21 protein-coding genes are annotated in these 15,792 nt (G+C 65.1%); 8 read left to right on the top strand and 13 right to left on the bottom strand.

Features of this window, described 5'->3' with window-relative positions:
* Positions 1–92: 92 nt before the first annotated feature.
* Positions 93–284: a hypothetical protein gene (locus tag QA642_RS20175; RefSeq protein WP_283086187.1), complete on the top strand. Its 192-nt coding sequence runs from the start codon at positions 93–95 to the stop codon at positions 282–284.
* 3 nt (positions 285–287) lie between these two features.
* Here the strand turns inward: QA642_RS20175 and QA642_RS20170 are convergent, their stop codons facing one another.
* Positions 288–458, bottom strand: a complete 171-nt coding sequence (locus QA642_RS20170) for a hypothetical protein (protein ID WP_283086186.1) — start codon at positions 456–458, stop codon at positions 288–290.
* Between the two features lie 107 nt (positions 459–565).
* On the opposite strand from QA642_RS20170, the gene QA642_RS20165 reads away from it, so the two are divergent.
* Positions 566–952: a hypothetical protein gene (locus tag QA642_RS20165; RefSeq protein WP_283086185.1), complete on the top strand. Its 387-nt coding sequence runs from the start codon at positions 566–568 to the stop codon at positions 950–952.
* Between the two features lie 305 nt (positions 953–1,257).
* Complete coding sequence (locus QA642_RS20160) at positions 1,258–1,512, top strand: hypothetical protein (RefSeq protein ID WP_283086184.1); 255 nt, start codon at positions 1,258–1,260, stop codon at positions 1,510–1,512.
* A gap of 36 nt (positions 1,513–1,548) precedes the next feature.
* Here QA642_RS20160 and QA642_RS20155 read toward each other — a convergent pair whose 3' ends face one another.
* From QA642_RS20155 to QA642_RS20140, 4 genes are all read right to left on the bottom strand, one after another.
* The gene (locus QA642_RS20155) at positions 1,549–1,791 is read right to left on the bottom strand and encodes a DUF6719 family protein (RefSeq protein ID WP_283086183.1); all 243 of its coding nucleotides are present in this window, start codon (positions 1,789–1,791) and stop codon (positions 1,549–1,551) included.
* Between the two features lie 251 nt (positions 1,792–2,042).
* Positions 2,043–2,750 carry an outer membrane protein gene (locus QA642_RS20150; protein ID WP_283086182.1) on the bottom strand — a complete coding sequence of 236 codons (708 nt, stop codon included), beginning with the start codon at positions 2,748–2,750 and terminating at the stop codon, positions 2,043–2,045.
* Between the two features lie 285 nt (positions 2,751–3,035).
* Positions 3,036–3,467: a hypothetical protein gene (locus QA642_RS20145; RefSeq protein WP_283086181.1), complete on the bottom strand. Its 432-nt coding sequence runs from the start codon at positions 3,465–3,467 to the stop codon at positions 3,036–3,038.
* Between the two features lie 302 nt (positions 3,468–3,769).
* Positions 3,770–4,150 carry a hypothetical protein gene (locus tag QA642_RS20140; RefSeq protein ID WP_283086180.1) on the bottom strand — a complete coding sequence of 127 codons (381 nt, stop codon included), beginning with the start codon at positions 4,148–4,150 and terminating at the stop codon, positions 3,770–3,772.
* 250 nt (positions 4,151–4,400) lie between these two features.
* Between QA642_RS20140 and QA642_RS20135 the strand changes: the two genes are divergently transcribed.
* Positions 4,401–4,943, top strand: coding sequence for a tetratricopeptide repeat protein (locus QA642_RS20135; RefSeq protein ID WP_283086179.1), 543 nt, complete (start codon positions 4,401–4,403; stop codon positions 4,941–4,943).
* 108 nt (positions 4,944–5,051) lie between these two features.
* Positions 5,052–6,437, top strand: coding sequence for a serine hydrolase domain-containing protein (locus QA642_RS20130; RefSeq protein ID WP_283086178.1), 1,386 nt, complete (start codon positions 5,052–5,054; stop codon positions 6,435–6,437).
* On the opposite strand, the gene QA642_RS20125 is transcribed toward QA642_RS20130, so the two are convergent.
* Complete coding sequence (locus QA642_RS20125) at positions 6,427–7,995, bottom strand: peptidase S10 (protein ID WP_283086177.1); 1,569 nt, start codon at positions 7,993–7,995, stop codon at positions 6,427–6,429. The two genes, QA642_RS20130 and QA642_RS20125, sit on opposite strands and share 11 nt — an antisense overlap.
* Before the next feature lie 256 nt (positions 7,996–8,251).
* On the opposite strand from QA642_RS20125, the gene QA642_RS20120 reads away from it, so the two are divergent.
* Positions 8,252–9,031, top strand: a complete 780-nt coding sequence (locus QA642_RS20120) for an NAD kinase (protein ID WP_283086176.1) — start codon at positions 8,252–8,254, stop codon at positions 9,029–9,031.
* Between the two features lie 7 nt (positions 9,032–9,038).
* On the opposite strand, the gene QA642_RS20115 is transcribed toward QA642_RS20120, so the two are convergent.
* Genes QA642_RS20115 through QA642_RS20105 form a run of 3 tightly spaced genes read right to left on the bottom strand, consistent with a single transcriptional unit; the run spans position 9,039 to position 10,479 of the window.
* Positions 9,039–9,620: a hypothetical protein gene (locus QA642_RS20115; protein ID WP_283086175.1), complete on the bottom strand. Its 582-nt coding sequence runs from the start codon at positions 9,618–9,620 to the stop codon at positions 9,039–9,041.
* Between the two features lie 38 nt (positions 9,621–9,658).
* The gene (locus tag QA642_RS20110) at positions 9,659–9,913 is read right to left on the bottom strand and encodes a helix-turn-helix transcriptional regulator (RefSeq protein WP_283086174.1); all 255 of its coding nucleotides are present in this window, start codon (positions 9,911–9,913) and stop codon (positions 9,659–9,661) included.
* A gap of 2 nt (positions 9,914–9,915) precedes the next feature.
* Positions 9,916–10,479, bottom strand: a complete 564-nt coding sequence (locus QA642_RS20105) for a DUF2975 domain-containing protein (protein ID WP_283086173.1) — start codon at positions 10,477–10,479, stop codon at positions 9,916–9,918.
* Positions 10,480–10,652: 173 nt separating this feature from the next.
* Between QA642_RS20105 and QA642_RS20100 the strand changes: the two genes are divergently transcribed.
* Together QA642_RS20100 and QA642_RS20095 are read left to right on the top strand one after the other, a co-directional pair.
* Entirely contained in the window at positions 10,653–11,198 is a 546-nt protein-coding gene (locus QA642_RS20100; RefSeq protein ID WP_008549760.1) for a response regulator, read from the top strand.
* Between the two features lie 27 nt (positions 11,199–11,225).
* Positions 11,226–11,804 carry an Hpt domain-containing protein gene (locus QA642_RS20095; RefSeq protein ID WP_283086172.1) on the top strand — a complete coding sequence of 193 codons (579 nt, stop codon included), beginning with the start codon at positions 11,226–11,228 and terminating at the stop codon, positions 11,802–11,804.
* 214 nt (positions 11,805–12,018) lie between these two features.
* Here the strand turns inward: QA642_RS20095 and QA642_RS20090 are convergent, their stop codons facing one another.
* From QA642_RS20090 to folE, 4 genes are all read right to left on the bottom strand, one after another.
* Positions 12,019–13,194: a DUF2336 domain-containing protein gene (locus QA642_RS20090; protein ID WP_283086171.1), complete on the bottom strand. Its 1,176-nt coding sequence runs from the start codon at positions 13,192–13,194 to the stop codon at positions 12,019–12,021.
* 172 nt (positions 13,195–13,366) lie between these two features.
* Positions 13,367–14,383, bottom strand: a complete 1,017-nt coding sequence (locus tag QA642_RS20085; RefSeq protein WP_283086170.1) for a lytic transglycosylase domain-containing protein — start codon at positions 14,381–14,383, stop codon at positions 13,367–13,369.
* A 148-nt stretch (positions 14,384–14,531) separates the two neighbouring features.
* The gene (gene hisI / locus QA642_RS20080; RefSeq protein WP_283086169.1) at positions 14,532–14,954 is read right to left on the bottom strand and encodes a phosphoribosyl-AMP cyclohydrolase; all 423 of its coding nucleotides are present in this window, start codon (positions 14,952–14,954) and stop codon (positions 14,532–14,534) included.
* A gap of 27 nt (positions 14,955–14,981) precedes the next feature.
* Positions 14,982–15,674, bottom strand: a complete 693-nt coding sequence (gene folE / locus QA642_RS20075; protein ID WP_027560031.1) for a GTP cyclohydrolase I FolE — start codon at positions 15,672–15,674, stop codon at positions 14,982–14,984.
* Positions 15,675–15,792: the final 118 nt, after the last annotated feature.

Raw genomic sequence — 15,792 nt, 5'->3', positions numbered from 1 at the left:
TTTTGTCGGCATCTCGGACAACCCAGCCCCCGGAACGAATTGCGCGCGCCGATCGTTTTCGGCCCATGCGGATCCGGGAAGAAAATCGAAACTTGCTTCTGCTGGGGACCGTGACGCTTTGTTGCGCCCTGATAGCCGGCACGCTTGCGCTGCTGGGGCCGGTCTTCGGACCGCCGCCGGAGCGGCAGATCGCTGACAGAGGGCCGATCGATACCGCAACGCCGGGGACAGTCCGGGTGATCGGTGCGCCCTTCGTGCCCAACGTCAATCCGCGCGAGCGATAGCACTCACCTCGCCGGCGCGCCGTCGCCTTCGCCGGGTTGAGGATGAAGATGGGCCAGTTCCTCGACGAACGCGATCACCTCCGCCCGCTTGTGGGGCGGCAGCGAGAGGAAGGCGCGGACCAGCCTCAATCCTTCCACTTCGTCCAACTTTTCTTTTTCTTTCCCGGCATCCATTCCCGCACTGTCGGGCGTGCGGGAAAAATATGCAATCCCTTGTGGGATACCTTCTTGATTCGTCCCTTGAGCTTTGGTGGAATAGCCGCAGCAAGGGTGGGTGGCCCATGAAGTGGATCAGGGAGCGCGACGCACTGATCGCGCAGACACTGGCCTTCGTCCAATCCGTAACCGGCAAGAAGGATGAATTCCATCCGCCGGAGCGTCCGCCTGTTGCTTTCGAGATGCCTCCGGAGATCGCGACCATCCAGGCGGTTGCGGACGAAGCCGAGCCGCCGGCCGCATCTCCTCCGCCGGAGCCGCCTCGGATCCTGCAGGTCCCGCCACCGCGCATGGGCGGCGATTTCCGCACCGAGATGCAGGCCCGGATCGCGAATTTCCGCAAACATCAGGAACGGTTCGAACGCGAGCGCGAGGAATATTGTGCGGCGACCCTGACCAAATTGCGCGCCGCCATTCGCGACGGCTCCACCCGTCCGCCGGCCGAAGAGTGAGGCCGGCTCCGCGATTGGGACCTTAGAGCCAGGACCAAACCAGCCAGAGATTGGCTGCGCAGGCGCCGAACAGTGCCAGCGTCAACGGCAGCAGCATGTGCCCGCAGCAGGTTTTGAGGTCGCTCGTCATGACCAAAACATCCGCTGATTCCGGCTGGAGAGTCCCAGGGATTCTTTTTTTGGGGATTCAGGACTCGTTTACGACTCAAGGCTTGGCCGCCCTGATCACGGCGCCGTGATCGTCCCGGCCGGCCGGAACCCCTCCCCCGGCGCAACCGTTAACGGGCTTTCCCGGAGCGGAAAGAATGCCCTACGCCCTGTTCTGCAACGACGCCCAGATCAGCAAAGCCTATCCTGATGAGTCCGACGTCTGGAAGATCGCGCACCGGAGCGGCCTGGTCGTGGATATCACGACCGACGACGAGCGAGACGGGCCGCGCCGGGTGCTCGACAACGACTACGAGATCAAGCCGTGTCGGGCAGCCCAAGGCGAGGACCCCGCCAGGAACAAGGCTGAGGCCGAGCGGGACTCCCGCATGGAGCTTGAACTGAATTCCTAGGATCTGGCCGGAAGCCCAGAAGATCTCAAGAAGAGATCAGGGGGTCGCGGTTGCCAGCGATGCCTGCTCGCCTGCCAGGGCCACGCAGGCCTTGCGCCGATGCAGCCCGCGGATCGCACCTGTCACCTTCAGCACCTTGCCCGACGGGCAGGTCGCGTCCTTGACGAAGGCCACCTCATAGGGTGCCAGCATCAGAGGCTCGGATTTGAGGATTGTCTGTGCAGAGCACGGCAGGCAGGTGAAGCACGAGAGCACCACTGCCGACACCAAGATACGCATGTCCGTCGTCCCACCAGCCCGGTAATTTTCATATAACGCGCCCCGGAGCGCGAGTTCCGTAAGCGGCAAAAATTATTTTTGCTTTACGCCAGTCCCATGACGCGCGTGAGAAAGCGCGCGCCGGAATGTTTGCTTGCAAATGACGCGCCAGATGGTTCACGCAAAGCAAACAGCGGGCCGGCCGACGGGGCCGGCGAACGAAAGGCCGGCGCGAGGCCGGCCTTTGTCAGATCCTGGATGGGTGGCTGGGCTCAGTAGCGCGAGCCCGCCGGACCGCCCCAGCCGAAGCGATAGTTCACGCCGACCTTGACGGTATGCTCGTCCTCCCGGCCGCGAACACCGACGATGTCGGCCGGGCCGGAAGTGAAGGTCGTGCTGCCGAAATTGTAGTACTGGTACTCAGCCTTGGCCGACCAGTTCGGGGCGAACATGTATTCGAGGCCGGCGCCGACGGTGTAGCCGTCCTTGTTGTTGCCGGTCGCGGTGAAGGTCTGCGGCACGCCGGCGACGTTGACGCCGAGGCCGCCATTGCGCCAGGCGTAACCGCCCTTGGCGTAGAGCAGCGTCGGGCCCCAGGTGTAGCCGATGCGGCCGGTCACCGAGCCGAGCTGGTCGGTGTTGGACGTCACCTGCGTGCCCAGCGGGAACGTCACGCCGTTGTTGTTGGTCGGCAGCCAGGAGTACTGGGCCTCGACACCCACCACCCAATTGGGCGCGAACTGGTAGTCGAAGCCGCCCTGCACGCCGCCCAGGAAGCGGGCGTCGCTGGACTGAAAGCTGCTGTCGCCGGCGAACGCGCCGCCGACATGGCCGCCGATGTAGAAACCGGTCCAGTTGTAGATCACCTGCGGCGGCGTATAGACCGGCGCCTTGGTATAGGTGCGCGGCTGCATGTCGGCCGCAGCTGCCGGCGCGGCCAGCGCAAGCAGGGCCACTGCACCCAGCAAAATCGCTTTCATAGTCATCCCCGTTCTTTCATACGACAGTCTGGAAACAACGTGGCGTGAATTGGGTTGCTTCGCGACGATGCCGGAACGTTGATCGTTTGCTCCTGTGACGGGGTGGCAACAACGCGATTTTGTTCCGTCACGTCTGCTGGCGGCGACAGATTTTGTCGTCAGCGCGAGCCCCGCCGTAACGATTTGTCGCAAGGCGAAACCACCCCGTTCAAAGCTCGCCAAAATGTGATCCAGCGGCTCCGGCTGCCTCCGCTCTAGCACGCAGCGATGAAGGCGGGCTTTGCGCTATCGCGTCATCTTTTCCAGTTCCGGAAAGGGTGCGTAAACCGCGCCGGCGCAGAGCTCGCTGGTCCGGTCGACGACGCGATCCGCGCGGCCGTTGACGAAGATCACGGCGCGCTCGCGCATGGCCTTGTAGCTGCCGTCACTCTCGCGCGGGGTGAAATGCAGGCAGCTGATATAGAACTGCCGGCCGCCGACCTCACGCTGCACCGGCTCGGCCATGCCGGCCTCTCGCACACCGACCGGGTTGTTGAGATAGGTGCGCATCAAGGCGAGCGTGTCACTACGGAAATTGTCGGGAAACGGCTGCGGCCCTCCGGCCTGGGCCCCGCCCATCAAGGTTGGACGGTCACCCTCGCTGCCGAAACAGGCCGCGAGCGCCAGCGCCAGCACGAGGATCGCCGCACGTTTCGTCAATCGCCCCAAGGACCACATTCTCCGGCCAGTCAGACTCGGACGATGTTCTAGAGCATTTTCGGTTCTGGTTGAATCAGAACCGAAGCTCCAGATTCTTGTTTTGACGCGTTTTCTTCTCGCGAACCGGCGTCCACTTCGCTCGAAAACGCTCTAGCTCCAAGGTTGCGCAAAGGGAATTTGCTTGGCGATCCGGCGAATACAGCGCACCGGCCCGCCGTCAGCACCCGTGCTTGCGCGCGGGGCATGACGAACGGGCCGGGCCTGAATTCCGCGCGCGGCGACAGGGCAATGCCAGGGATGCCGCCGCGCGGGATCAGTCGTTAGCTGCGCTTCTCGGTCGTCACCGGCTTGGTGAGGTCGGGCTGCGCCTTCTGCGACTTCTTCGCCGACAGGTGCTTGTGGTGATGGCGATGGGTGCGCACGGTCTTGTGCTCGTCGGGCGTCACGGCCGCGTTGGCATTCATCGCCTTCGACTTGGTGTCGGCCTTGGTATCGACCTTGGCATCCGCCTTGACGTCGGGGGCCTTGCTGTCGGCCTTGACGCCGGCGTCCGGTTTCGCGGCTGTCGTCGACGTCTTGGTCTGGCTCTGGTCCGCCTTGATCACTGGGGCGGTCGTGGTGGTCTTGCCGGCCTCGGCCGCGAAGGCCGGGGCTGCGATCACGGAAGCTGCGAGCAAGGCTGCGGAAATGGTCTTCAGCATGGTGGTCTCCTCTTGGAAGGATCTTGAGGCGGCGCCCTCTCGCCGACCCTTCGATCGTAGGTGGGAGCCTAGGCGCCACGCACTGAACCCAGTCTGAAGCCGGTTGCAGGCTTCCGTTCATCTGGATGACAAGTTTGTCATCTGCCATGGGGAGAATAGATCGTGCGAAGCGGGAATGTTTCTGCCCGATGGGTGTTCCGGTCTTCGGGCAATCGTGTAGGATCGCCACGTTCCATACGGGAGAACTTAGATGCGCAAACTCTCAATGCTTCTTGTGCCGGGACTAGTCGCCATGACACTGGCGGCGGCGCCGGTGCTGTCCAGCGCCTATGCCGCGGGCAGTGACGAGCCCTCCTCGCCGCCGAAGTCGGACTCCTCGTCCAAGAAGGGCAAGAAGAAGAGCTCCTCCATCAGCGATCCCAAATTCCTCGCGGCCTATCGCACCGCCTACACCACGATCTACGACAACCACGACTACACCGGCGCGATCAGCCAGCTGAAGTCGCTCAAGCGGGACGACGTCGCCGACGTTGCGAACCTGATCGGCTACTCCTATCGCAAGCTCGGCGACTACCAGTCGTCGAAGGTCTATTACGAGATCGCGCTGAAGGATGATCCGAACCACGTCCGCACCTGGCAGTATTACGGCCTCTGGCAGCTCGAGCAGGGCAACCGCGAGCAGGCGCAGTATCATCTGAACAAGATTGCCTCGCTCGCCGGCACCGACAGCTCCGAATATCGCTCGCTGGCCGCAGCGCTCGACAAGCCGACTGGCGCGACGCTCGTCTACTAAAGACAGCGCATCCTGCAACCTCGCGAACGGGCACAACCTTTCGGTTGTGCCCGTTCCGCTTTCTCGGCTAGCCTTGCGCACCAATCCTCCCCCGCAAATTGGTGCGCAATGGACACGTGGCTGCGATCCGCGATCGACTACATCAGCTCCTGGATCGAATTTCAGCAGACGACATTCCAGCAGCCAGGCGTCATCGTCGCATTCGCCCACCGCGGCGAAATCGTCGCCGAGCATGCGTTCGGCCTTGCCAATCTCGACACCGGCGAAAAACTCACCCCGCGCCACCGCTTCCGCATCGCCTCGCATTCGAAGAGCTTTACCTCGGCCGGCATCATGAAGCTGCGCGAGCAGAAGAGGCTCCGGCTCGACGATCCGGTCGGCCAATATGTCGGCGGCCTCAATCCGCGCGTCGCCGAGACGACCATTGCACAGGTGCTCTCGCACAGCGCGGGGCTGACGCGCGACGGCGCCGATTCCGGCCAGTTCATCGACAGCCGCCCCTATCTTGACGCGAAAGAGCTGCTCGCGGAATTGAAGCTGCCGACCGCGATCGAGCCCGGCACGCGCTTCAAATATTCCAATCACGGCTTTGGCCTGATGGGCCTCGTGATCGAAGCCGTGACGAAGGAGCCCTACTCCACCTGGATCAAGCGCGAGATCATCGCGCCCGCGGGCCTGCGCGAGACCGAGCCGGACGCGCCGCCGCCCAGGGGCGCTGCGTTCGCGCGCGGCCATACGCGAAAGCTGCCGTTCGGCGAGCGCTGCGTGATCCCGGGCGACAATCCCGCGCATGCGATGGCATCGGCCGCGGGCTTCGTCGCCACCGCCGCCGACACCGCCCGCTTCTTCGCGCAGCTCGCACCCAATGCCAAAAAGAGCGTGCTGTCGGTTGCCAGCCGCCGCGAGATGACGCGGCAGCATTGGCGCGTTCCGCAAAGTTTTGAGGCCTACTACGGCCTCGGCGTCAACGCCGGCAGGACCGACGGCTGGGACTGGTTCGGTCATGGCGGCGGTTTCCAGGGCTACATCTCGCGGACCTGCTCGATCCCCGCATGCGAGCTCGCCATCAGCATCCTCAGCAACTCCATCGACGGCGCGGCGCCGTTCTGGATGGATGGCGCGATGCAGATCCTGCGCGTGTTCAGGAGCCGCGGTGCACCCGACCGGGGCGTGCGCGACTGGACCGGCCGCTGGTGGACAGTCTGGGGCGCGAGCGACTTCGTGCCCGCGGGCAACCGCGTGCTGATCGCCAATCCGCAATTCAACAATCCGTTCATGGACGCCGCCGAGATCGAGGTCACCGGCCGCGACACCGGCAAGCTCGCCTGGGCCGCCGGCTATTCCAGCCACGGCGAGCCGGTGCGCCGCGTCCGCGACAAGCGCGGCAAGGTGAGCGACATCTGGATCGCGGGTGCCAACGTGAAGCCTGCGGGCGTCGTGGCGAAGGAGATTGAGCGGAGATACAAGCCGCGCAAGCGGCGGCCTACTCCCTGATCAGCGCCTCGACCTCGCTGCGGAACGCCTGCCGCGAGCCGTCGCGCGAATAGAACATGTGGCCGCCGGGGTAGACGACGAACTTGACGCGCTGGCTCGCGAAGGCCGGGAGCTGGTCGAGCACCCGCCTGGTTCCGAAATAGGGCGTGGCGAGATCGAACAGGCCGTGTCCGACCAGCACGTTCAGCCGCGTGTCCGTGGCAAGGATCTGGCGCAGCTCCGACACCGACTGCGGCGGGTTGATGCCCCGGCCGAAGTCCCACTGGCCCTCGACGGCGCCGTTCAGGACCTCGTAGGAGCCATCGGGCCGCCAGTTCAGCTTGCGTGTCAGCACGTCGACCGCCGCGCTCGTCAGGGGCGCCTGGAGCGAGTCACCCGAGGGATCGCCGAAGCGCGAGTTGCTCGAATCCGGATAGGGATCGAGGCCGCGCACGGAGCCGTCATAGCGTCCGGTCACCTTGCCGTTCTTGCGGTCCAACTCGCGGCGGAATTCGCCGACGTCGAAGCGGCCGGAAAGCCTGCGGCTCACCGCCTGGTCGATGCCGGTGAGCTCGGCGACCTTGTCGGCGAGCCGGTTGGTGGCCTCCCTGTCCGCCTCGCCCTTGACGAGGTCGGCCAGGAATTCGCCGCGCGCATAAGTCTCGACGTCGGCGAGATCGGTGCGCGTGACCGGTCCTTTGGCCTCGCGCGCGACCGCCACGTAGCTCGGCAAGGCCGCGACATATTGCAGGAGGCTGGTGCCGGTGAACTCGCGGAAGTCCAGCAGCGGCGACACCAGGATCAATCCCCTGACACCGACGCCGTGCTGGAGCTGCAACTGGCGCACGACCTTTGGCCCCCGGATGCCGCCGTAGCTTTCGCCCGCGACATATTTCGGCGAGGTCAGCCGGTCGTGCTTCTCCAGCCAGCGGCGGATCACCAGCGCGATCGCATTGGCGTCGCCGTCGACCGAGTAGAACGATTTTCGCGCGTCTTCGCCGCTGGCGACGAAGCGGCTGTAGCCGGTGCTGACGGGGTCGATGAAGACGAGATCGGTGAAGTCGAGCCAGGTGTCCGCGTTCGGCTTCACTTCGGGCGAGGCCGACGGTGAAAGAGCTTCGCCGTGGAGCGGCAGGCGCCACGGCCCGGCCGCACCGAACTGGAGCCAGGCCGAGGATGCGCCGGGTCCGCCGTTGAACAGGAAGGTGACCGGACGTGTGCCGCGGTCGGCACCGTCGAGCTCGTAGGAGGTGTAAGCGATGTCGGCCAGCGGCTCGCCCTTGCCGTCGAACACGCGGATCGAACCGGCGGTCGCGGCGAAGCTGAGGGTACGACCGGGCAGATCGAGCGTCTGCTGCGTGGTGGAGTCCGGTGGGAGACGGTGCAGTTCGGCCGGCGACGACGAAGTCTGTGACGCGCCTTGCGGGCCGCTGCCGCGTCCGCCCTTCTGACCGGCCGGCGCGGCCGTCTCCGCGCGCGGCTGCGGCGGATCGTCCGCACGCGCAACGCCCGCGACCGCGAAGATCGACACCGCCAGCACCAGGATCGCGCGGCGCGGGGTCCGCAAGGTCGTAACCATGAGCGTTCTCCTTGCCCGGCTATGAGAGCCGGTGCACATCCGAAGGCTAGCGAGCAAATGCGACGGTTTGGGGGACCGCCGCTCCGCCGGCGCCCGAGGAGGCTGGCCGGGCTCAAATCAAGCCGGTTCTGTCCTATAAATCGAGATGGACAATCGTCCGTTTGCCTTGACGAGCGGTCCTCCTCGACAATGCGGGCCCAGGTCGTATAGACGAGCCCGGCGGAACTTTCTCCAGCCAGCGGCCTTGCCGGAAGCCATGACCAAGCCCATGCGATACGACCGGATCGCCTTCGTCGCGAGCCCGAGCAACGAGGCGCAGAGCGCCTTCAACCAGCTCACCAAGGACTATGGCAATTGCGATCCTAAGGATGCCGACGTCGTGGTCGCGCTCGGCGGCGACGGACTGATGCTCCAGACGCTGCACCGGAACATGCGCACGGGAAAGCCGATCTACGGCATGCACCGCGGCACGGTCGGCTTCCTGATGAACGAGTATTCGACGCATGATCTGCGCACGAGGCTCGCGGCGGCGCATGAGTCCGAGATCAACCCGCTCCTGATGCGCGCCACGGATGCCAACGATCGCGTGCACCTGCATCACGCCATCAACGAGGTCTACCTGTTCCGGCAGACCTACCAGGCCGCGCGCCTGCGCATCCTGATCGACGAGCGCGAGCGCATGCCCGAGCTGATCGCCGATGGCATCATCGTGGCAACGCCGGCAGGTTCGACTGCCTACAATCTGTCGGCGCAGGGCCCGATCCTGCCGATCAACGCGGCGCTCCTTGCCCTGACACCTATCAGTGCCTTCCGGCCGCGGCGCTGGCGCGGCGCCCTGCTGCCCAACAGCGCCTACGTCGTGATCGAGGTGCTGGAAGACGACAAGCGCCCGGTCGCAGCCGTCGCCGACCATGAGGAGGTACGCAGGGTCCGCCGCGTCGAGGTGCTCTCGGACAAGTCCATCTCGATGCGCATGCTGTTCGATCCCGGCCACAGCCTGGAAGAGCGCATCTTGCGCGAGCAGTTCGGCTACTGAGTCCAGCTCACTGGCCGCAGGGCTGAATCGCGTCCAGGCCTCCCGCCATGGCGGGATCGCTCAGCAGATCAAAATCCCTGACGACCGGAACGAAGCTCTTCGTCTCCGATGTCATCAGATAGATCGTCACGAGCAGCGAGGCCGGCAGGCCCGCGTTCGCGCGACAGAATTCTTTAGCTGCGACGCCGAGCCCCATCGATCCGCGCTTGCCGTTCTTCCCCTGCTCGACCATCGAGGCGCGCAACGCCTCGAAGCGTGCGGCATCTTCCGGCGACAAGCGGTAGGCGTAGATGGAGGCGTTCTGCGGCGGGGCCGGCAGACCGCCCCGCTCGCGCGCGCTCAGCTCCATCATGGCAAAGCTCGTCTTGGCCTCCGCTTCACCCGCCAGCTTGGTGACGACGTCGAGCTTGACCCCGCCCGAACGCGGCCGCAGCGCGTCGGGCAATTGCACGGCGACGCGCAGCATCGACAGATCAGTCGTGCTCGCATCAATGCGGGCGAGCGGCGGGATCGACGTCAGCGGCACCGAGCCGCATCCGCCGAGCATGAGCGCAGCCGCGCTCGCAAGAACGCGCAACCGGCGGTTCATCGCAGGCTTCTCCAGGCTAACCTTGAAACGGGATCCGGCTAGGCCGATTTCCGGCCGGCCGCGCGAGGCTCCAGCGCGTCGTCCGCATTGTCGGGGACGTATTCCAGGATATCGCCGGGCTGGCAGTCGAGCACGGCACAGATCCGTTCCAGCGTGTCGAAGCGGATGCCGCGCACCTTGCCCGATTTCAAAAGGGAGACATTGGCCTCCGTGAGCTCGATGCGGGCCGCAAGCTCACGCGACCTGATCTTGCGCCTGGCGAGCATCACGTCGAGATTGACGACGATCGGCATGGTCAGATGATCTCGCTGTTCTCGTGCCAGAGGCGAACAGCTTCGCCCATCACGCTTGCGAATGCGATGAGCGCAAGGCCGCTCAGCACCGACAGCACATGCGACTGGTCGATGCCGAACAAGACCACGATCTGGCCCGGCTGGTTGGCCCGCGCCAGATTGACCGTCGTGAGCATTTGCACCAGTGGCGAGATCAGCGCATTGGCGATCAACGCGAGGCCCATCCGGCGGATGCGCCAGGCGTTGCTGGTCACGAACACGTCGCCGCGCGCGAAACGGGAGAACAGCATCGAGAGTTGCAACAAGGCGTAGATCACAGGCGCAAGGCCGGTCAGGCTGATCAGCGCGCCGGCGAAGCGCGTGCCGGGATTGAGCGTGAAGGGCTGCGCCCCCAGCGGGGATTGGGTCGCGATCCAGCGTCGAAGCACCTCGTCGCTCGACCAGAGCAGCGGCACCGCAATCACCGCTCCCGCGACGCAGACGAGCGCGCCGACGGCGACGATCCGTCCGATCCGCCGCAATCGCGGCTCGGCCGGCACAGGATAAGGAAAGGCGATCACGCTCATTGGACAATGCTCCAAGCTCAAGCGAACGTTTTTATTGTTTTACGATAAAAAATGGCAGAATTACGATATCGCATCGACTTCTCTTCCGCTGGGCCGCAAGATGCAACCGCAACCGTTCATTAACCCCCGGCGCGATATGGTTAACGAAGGTTGACCGCTTTAGCCCGGGCGTCATGTTCCGCATCGATTTCAACAAACTGCGCTTCCTCGTCTGCGACGACAATCCGCACATGCGCCGCATCCTGCGGACGCTGCTGCATTCGTTCGGCGCGCGCGAAGTCTACGAGGCCGAGGACGGCGCCACGGCGCTGGAAATGTACAGTCATTACGTGCCCGATATCGTCATCACCGACTGGGCGATGCCGATCTTCGACGGGCTCGAGCTCGCGCAGATGATCCGGCAGCCGGAATCCAAGGGCAATCCTTACGCGCCGATCATCATGCTGACCGGCCACTCCGAGAAGCGCCGCGTCACCGTCGCGCGCGATGCCGGCGTCACCGAATTTTTGGCCAAGCCGATCTCGGCGAAAGGTCTCTATCAGCGCATCCTGAACGTCGTCGCCAATCCCCGGCCCTTCATCAAGACCAAGACCTATTTCGGTCCGGACCGGCGCCGCAACACCAACTCCGCCTATATGGGCCCCGAGCGCCGCGTCGGCGAAAAGCACGAGGTGCTGCAGCAGCCCTCGCTGCTCGACAAGGCCCGCTCATCCATCTAGCGCAACGTCTCACGCAAGGCCGGCATCATGGCGAAGAACAGCGCAAAAGACATCGAGGTCACGGCCTTCGCCACGCATCAGATCATCACGCAGCCCAATCCGCTGCGAAAAGTTCTGCGCCGCGTCGAAGACAAGGACATGGACGATCCGGTCGGCCGCGCCGAGCAGGCGCTCGCAGGTCTCTCCAGCGAGTTCAAGGACTGGATGACGACCGAGGTGAACCGGCTGTCGGCCGCCTACGTGGCCATCCGACATGACGGCTTCACCAAGGAGCGCCGCGAGGAGCTGTTCCGCGCTGCGCACGACATCAAGGGCGATGCCGCGACGTTCGGCTATCCCGCCGCGGCGGGAATCGCCGAGAGCCTGTGCCGCGTCATCGAGCACGCGCCAGATCTGGAAAAGGTGCCGGCCGAGCTGTTCACCCACCACATCAACGCGATCCTCGCCATCGTGCACGAGAACACCCAGCTCGACAGCATCAGCGTCTCCGCCGAGCTCAGCCGCCGCCTGCGCAAGGTCGCCGACGACTATCTCGCCCAGGTCAACCGCGACCGCCCCGAGCATCTCGAGGCGATCCTCGCGCCGAGCATCGTGCCGGTAGAGTAGCCCTCTCCTCGTCATTGCGAGCGCAGCGAAGCAATCCAGAATCCCGCCACGGGGACAGTCTGGATTGCTTCGCTGCGCTCGCAATGACGAGGAGCTCCATCCGTACGATCAGTATCGTAGGGTGGGCAAAGCGAAGCGTGCCCACCATCTGTCGCTATCATTGATGAATGGTGGGCACGGCGCTGCGCGCCTTTGCCCACCCTACGGCACCTCGCTACGCCGCGATCAAATCGTCGTACACCGGATCGATCGCATCGTCCGCGACGATCTCGTCGCAGAACAGCCGCGCCTCCTCGCGCGCCGACTCCGTCGCGAAGCGGCGGAGCAGGACCATCAGCGGCTCGGCGGCGCCGCGGTCGGTCTCGCAATGGGTCAGCACCCGCTCGACCATGCGCCGGCGCAGCCGCGCCGCGCCGTCGTCGCTGTCGACAAAGCCCTGCTCGTGGCAGGCATCGAGGGCCACCTGGAACGCGGCGAACGTCGCCTCGGGCAAGCCGGCGCGGCGGAGCAGCGCATGCAGGCTGTTGCCGCCGCGGTCGTGCAGCAGCGCGGAGACGCGCGCCAGCGGCAGATCGGCGAGCTCGGCCAGCGCCGCATCGAACAAATCGAGATTGCTCGACAGCAGCGCGCGCAGAATGAGACCGGCGGTCAGCTGGCCGGTGACGCGGAGGTGATGCACCAGACCCTGCATGTCCTCGCCGCGCGAGCGCGCCGCGATGTTCATGGTGGAGCGGTCGCGCGCCTCGATCGTCACGCGCTCGGCGCGGTCGGCGCTCAGCCAATTCCGCGCGACGACGAATTGCGCCAGGGTCTCGGAAAGCTTTGCCACCAGCGCGGCACGCGTTGACGCTGGCAGCTCCTCCAGCACCAGCATCGCCTCGCGGATCGCGGCGAGATGGCCGTGACGCTCGACGATGCGATTCCACGAGAATGGCGCAAGCTCGGCATGGGGATTTTCGATCAGCTCGAGCGCCGACGCTGCGCAGCCGACTTCGGCGATGGCGGCGCAGACCGACACCGGCAGCGCGATGCGGCGGGCGACCGCGCACTGCACCTCGTCATTGCCGGTCGCGACGATGTCGACGAGATCGGCATCGATCAGCAGCGGCGAATGTTCGAGCACGGGCAGCGCGACGGTCGGCTGGTCCGCCGACAGCGCCCGCACGATCGCGGCCGGCGCATCGAGGCTGCGTGCAAACGCCTCGGCCATCGCCTGCCGCACCAGCGGCGAGGGATCGTCGAGCTGCATCAGCAGCGCGCCTTCGGCGGCGATGCGGTCGTCTGTCGAAAGGTCTGAGATCAGCCAGGCCCGGGCCAATGCCCGTGTTGCCTCGGCCCGCTCGCCAGCGGGCGCGGTCCTGATCCAATTGATGAACTGCCGAACGATCATGCTGCTTCCGGCTTACACAACAAACAAAAATGGTGACGGCTCGTCACCTGCAACACAAAATAAACCACGACGCTTAACAAAGCGTTCACCATAACTGGCTGGTTTCATTGACGTTTTGTTAAGGGAACAAAGGCGGTCGCCGCACGCTGCGCAGCACGTAGAGGTGCGCTGACTAGCTCGAGAACGTGCCGCTGCGATCGCTGAAGAGATCGAGCGGTTGCGGCGGACGCACGTCAGGCGTCACGGAAGCGAGCGAGGTGAGCGAGGCGTTATTGCCCCACAATGTCTGCACCGTGGTCGAGACCGGCTGCGTGATGTCGCCGGGCTGATAGATCGAGCGGAATGCGGGGGTGACCGGGGTGTTGTCTGCAACGGTCGTCGACGATGTCGTACTCACCGGCGTGACACCGCGTGCATCCGGAAAAGTCTGGAGATAAGCGGCGTTGTCGATGACGGGCGCGGTCGGCTGTATGCCATTGGCGCTCGCGACCTGCGTCGACGGCGTGTCGCCATACATCGCCATCGCGCTGCGGGTGAGCTTCGAATTCGCCGCGCTGGCGTAGCGCGCGTCGAGCACGGAATAGACTTCAGAGACGCTGCGGGCGCGGCCATCCCTGGCGTAGAAGATCGACCGGTTGGCGGAAGCCGCATTGGGAAACAGCCGCGCGCCGACGGCCTGCGGATTGTCTTCGGCATTGGCGATCAGTTTTGCCGCTCCGCCGACGCCCATGAAATGCGCCATGTAGAGTTCGCTGTCGCTCGGCCTGCGGCCGAGCAGACCGGTGAGCTTGAAGCTGTTCGACTGCGTCAGCGCCGCCGCCATGCTGGATGCGGCTTCCGGATCGTCGCGCAGCTTCATGATCGACCGCTTCATGAAGGGATCGTCGACGGTGTAGCTGCCGGATGAGGTCCTGGTGATGGCGTCGGCGTAATTGCCATAGCCGAGCTGGGCGCCCGCCTCCTTCACGGTGCCGAGCCAGGTCTGGTCGATGAACTGGTAGAGCCCGTGCGCCGACGATGTGGTGGCGCCCGCCGTCGGATCGAAATCCGATTCCATCTTGGCGGTGGTCAGCATGTACTGGAAGTTGACGCCAGTCCGGTTGGAGACATCCTTGATCGCGCCGGCGACGCGCGCCCGCGTCGGGTCGAGAGCGACCGTCTGCGTGGCACTGGAATTGTCGACCGACATGATGAAGTGCCCGCCCCGCGGCGTTGAGCGGCGCCGGCAATTCGGCGCCCTGTCGTCTCACCGTGGGACAGGTATGGTTAATGCGGGGTTAATTGGGCTACCTCGGTCATTCCGGGGCGCGTGAAGCGCGAACCCGGAATGACTGAGATCATTTCTTGTAGACGTCGTTCGGATCGAACAGCCTGTCCGCGTCGACGAAGACCAGCTTCGCTCCTCCGCCCTCGCCTTCGACCTTGCGGTAGAAGCACGACCGCCGCCCGGTGTGGCAAGCCGCGCCCACCTGCTCGACCTTGATCCACACCGCGTCCTGGTCGCAATCGGTGCGCATCTCGACGACGCGCTGGGTCTGACCTGAGGTCTCACCTTTTCGCCACAAGGCATTGCGCGAGCGACTGAAGTACCAGGCCTCGCCGGTCGCGATGGTCTTGCGCAGCGCCTCGTCGTTCATGTGGGCGACCATGAGCACGTCGCCGGTGGCGACGTCGGTCGCGACGACGGTCACGAGGCCGGCTGCGTCGAATCTGGGGAGGAAGGCGAGGCCTTCCTCGATCTCATGGGAGTGAGCGGACACAGCAGCTCTCGCCAGTTATTCGCGAGGTCAGCGCTGCAGGCCTCGCACCAGGGACAGGAAACGGGCCTGCTCCGCCGGATTGTCGCGGAACATGCCGGTGAAGCGGCTGGTGAAGGTGGAGGCGCCATGCTTGGCGACGCCGCGCACCGACATGCAGGTATGCTCGGCCTCGATCAGCACCGCAACGCCGCGCGGTTTCAGGATCTCGTCGATCGCCGCCGCGATCTGCGCTGTCAGATGCTCCTGGGTCTGGAGCCGGCGGGCGAAGATGTCGGTGAGGCGGGCAAGCTTGGACAGGCCGACGACGCGCTCCACCGGCGTGTAGGCGATATGCGCCTTGCCGTAGAACGGCATCATGTGATGCTCGCACTGCGAGGTGAACTCGATGTCGCGCACCAGCACGAAGTCGTCATAGCCGGCGGTCTCGCCGAAGGTGCGGTCGAGCACCTCGGCCGGGCATTGGTGGTAGCCCTGATAGAGCTCGTCGAAGGCCTCGACCACGCGGCGCGGCGTGTCCAAGAGGCCCTCGCGCTCGGTGTTCTCGCCGATATAGGCGAGCAGCGTCTTCACCGCGGCTTCCGCTTCGGCGCGCGCGGGGCGCGGCTGATCGGCGCGGACGGCAACTGCGAGGAATTCGGCAGGGTCCAGCTCGGCCGGGCGGCTCTCGGGCTGCCGGTCAGCGGGCTTGTTGGGGCGGATGGATTTGATCGTCGCGTCCATATCTTCTCCGTTCGACGGCCTCAACGGCCGGAGTGTCACCGGCAGACGGGGCGGCAAGCCGCCGGACGCCTGAAGAGAACAATTTTGACGAAAAAGGCTCCTGCGTCATCACGCTGGC

It is taken from the genome of Bradyrhizobium sp. CB2312, from assembly GCF_029714425.1.
Classification (GTDB): domain Bacteria; phylum Pseudomonadota; class Alphaproteobacteria; order Rhizobiales; family Xanthobacteraceae; genus Bradyrhizobium.
The sequence above is the reverse complement of the archived record's forward strand: the minus strand, read 5'-3'. Positions and strand labels throughout refer to the sequence as shown.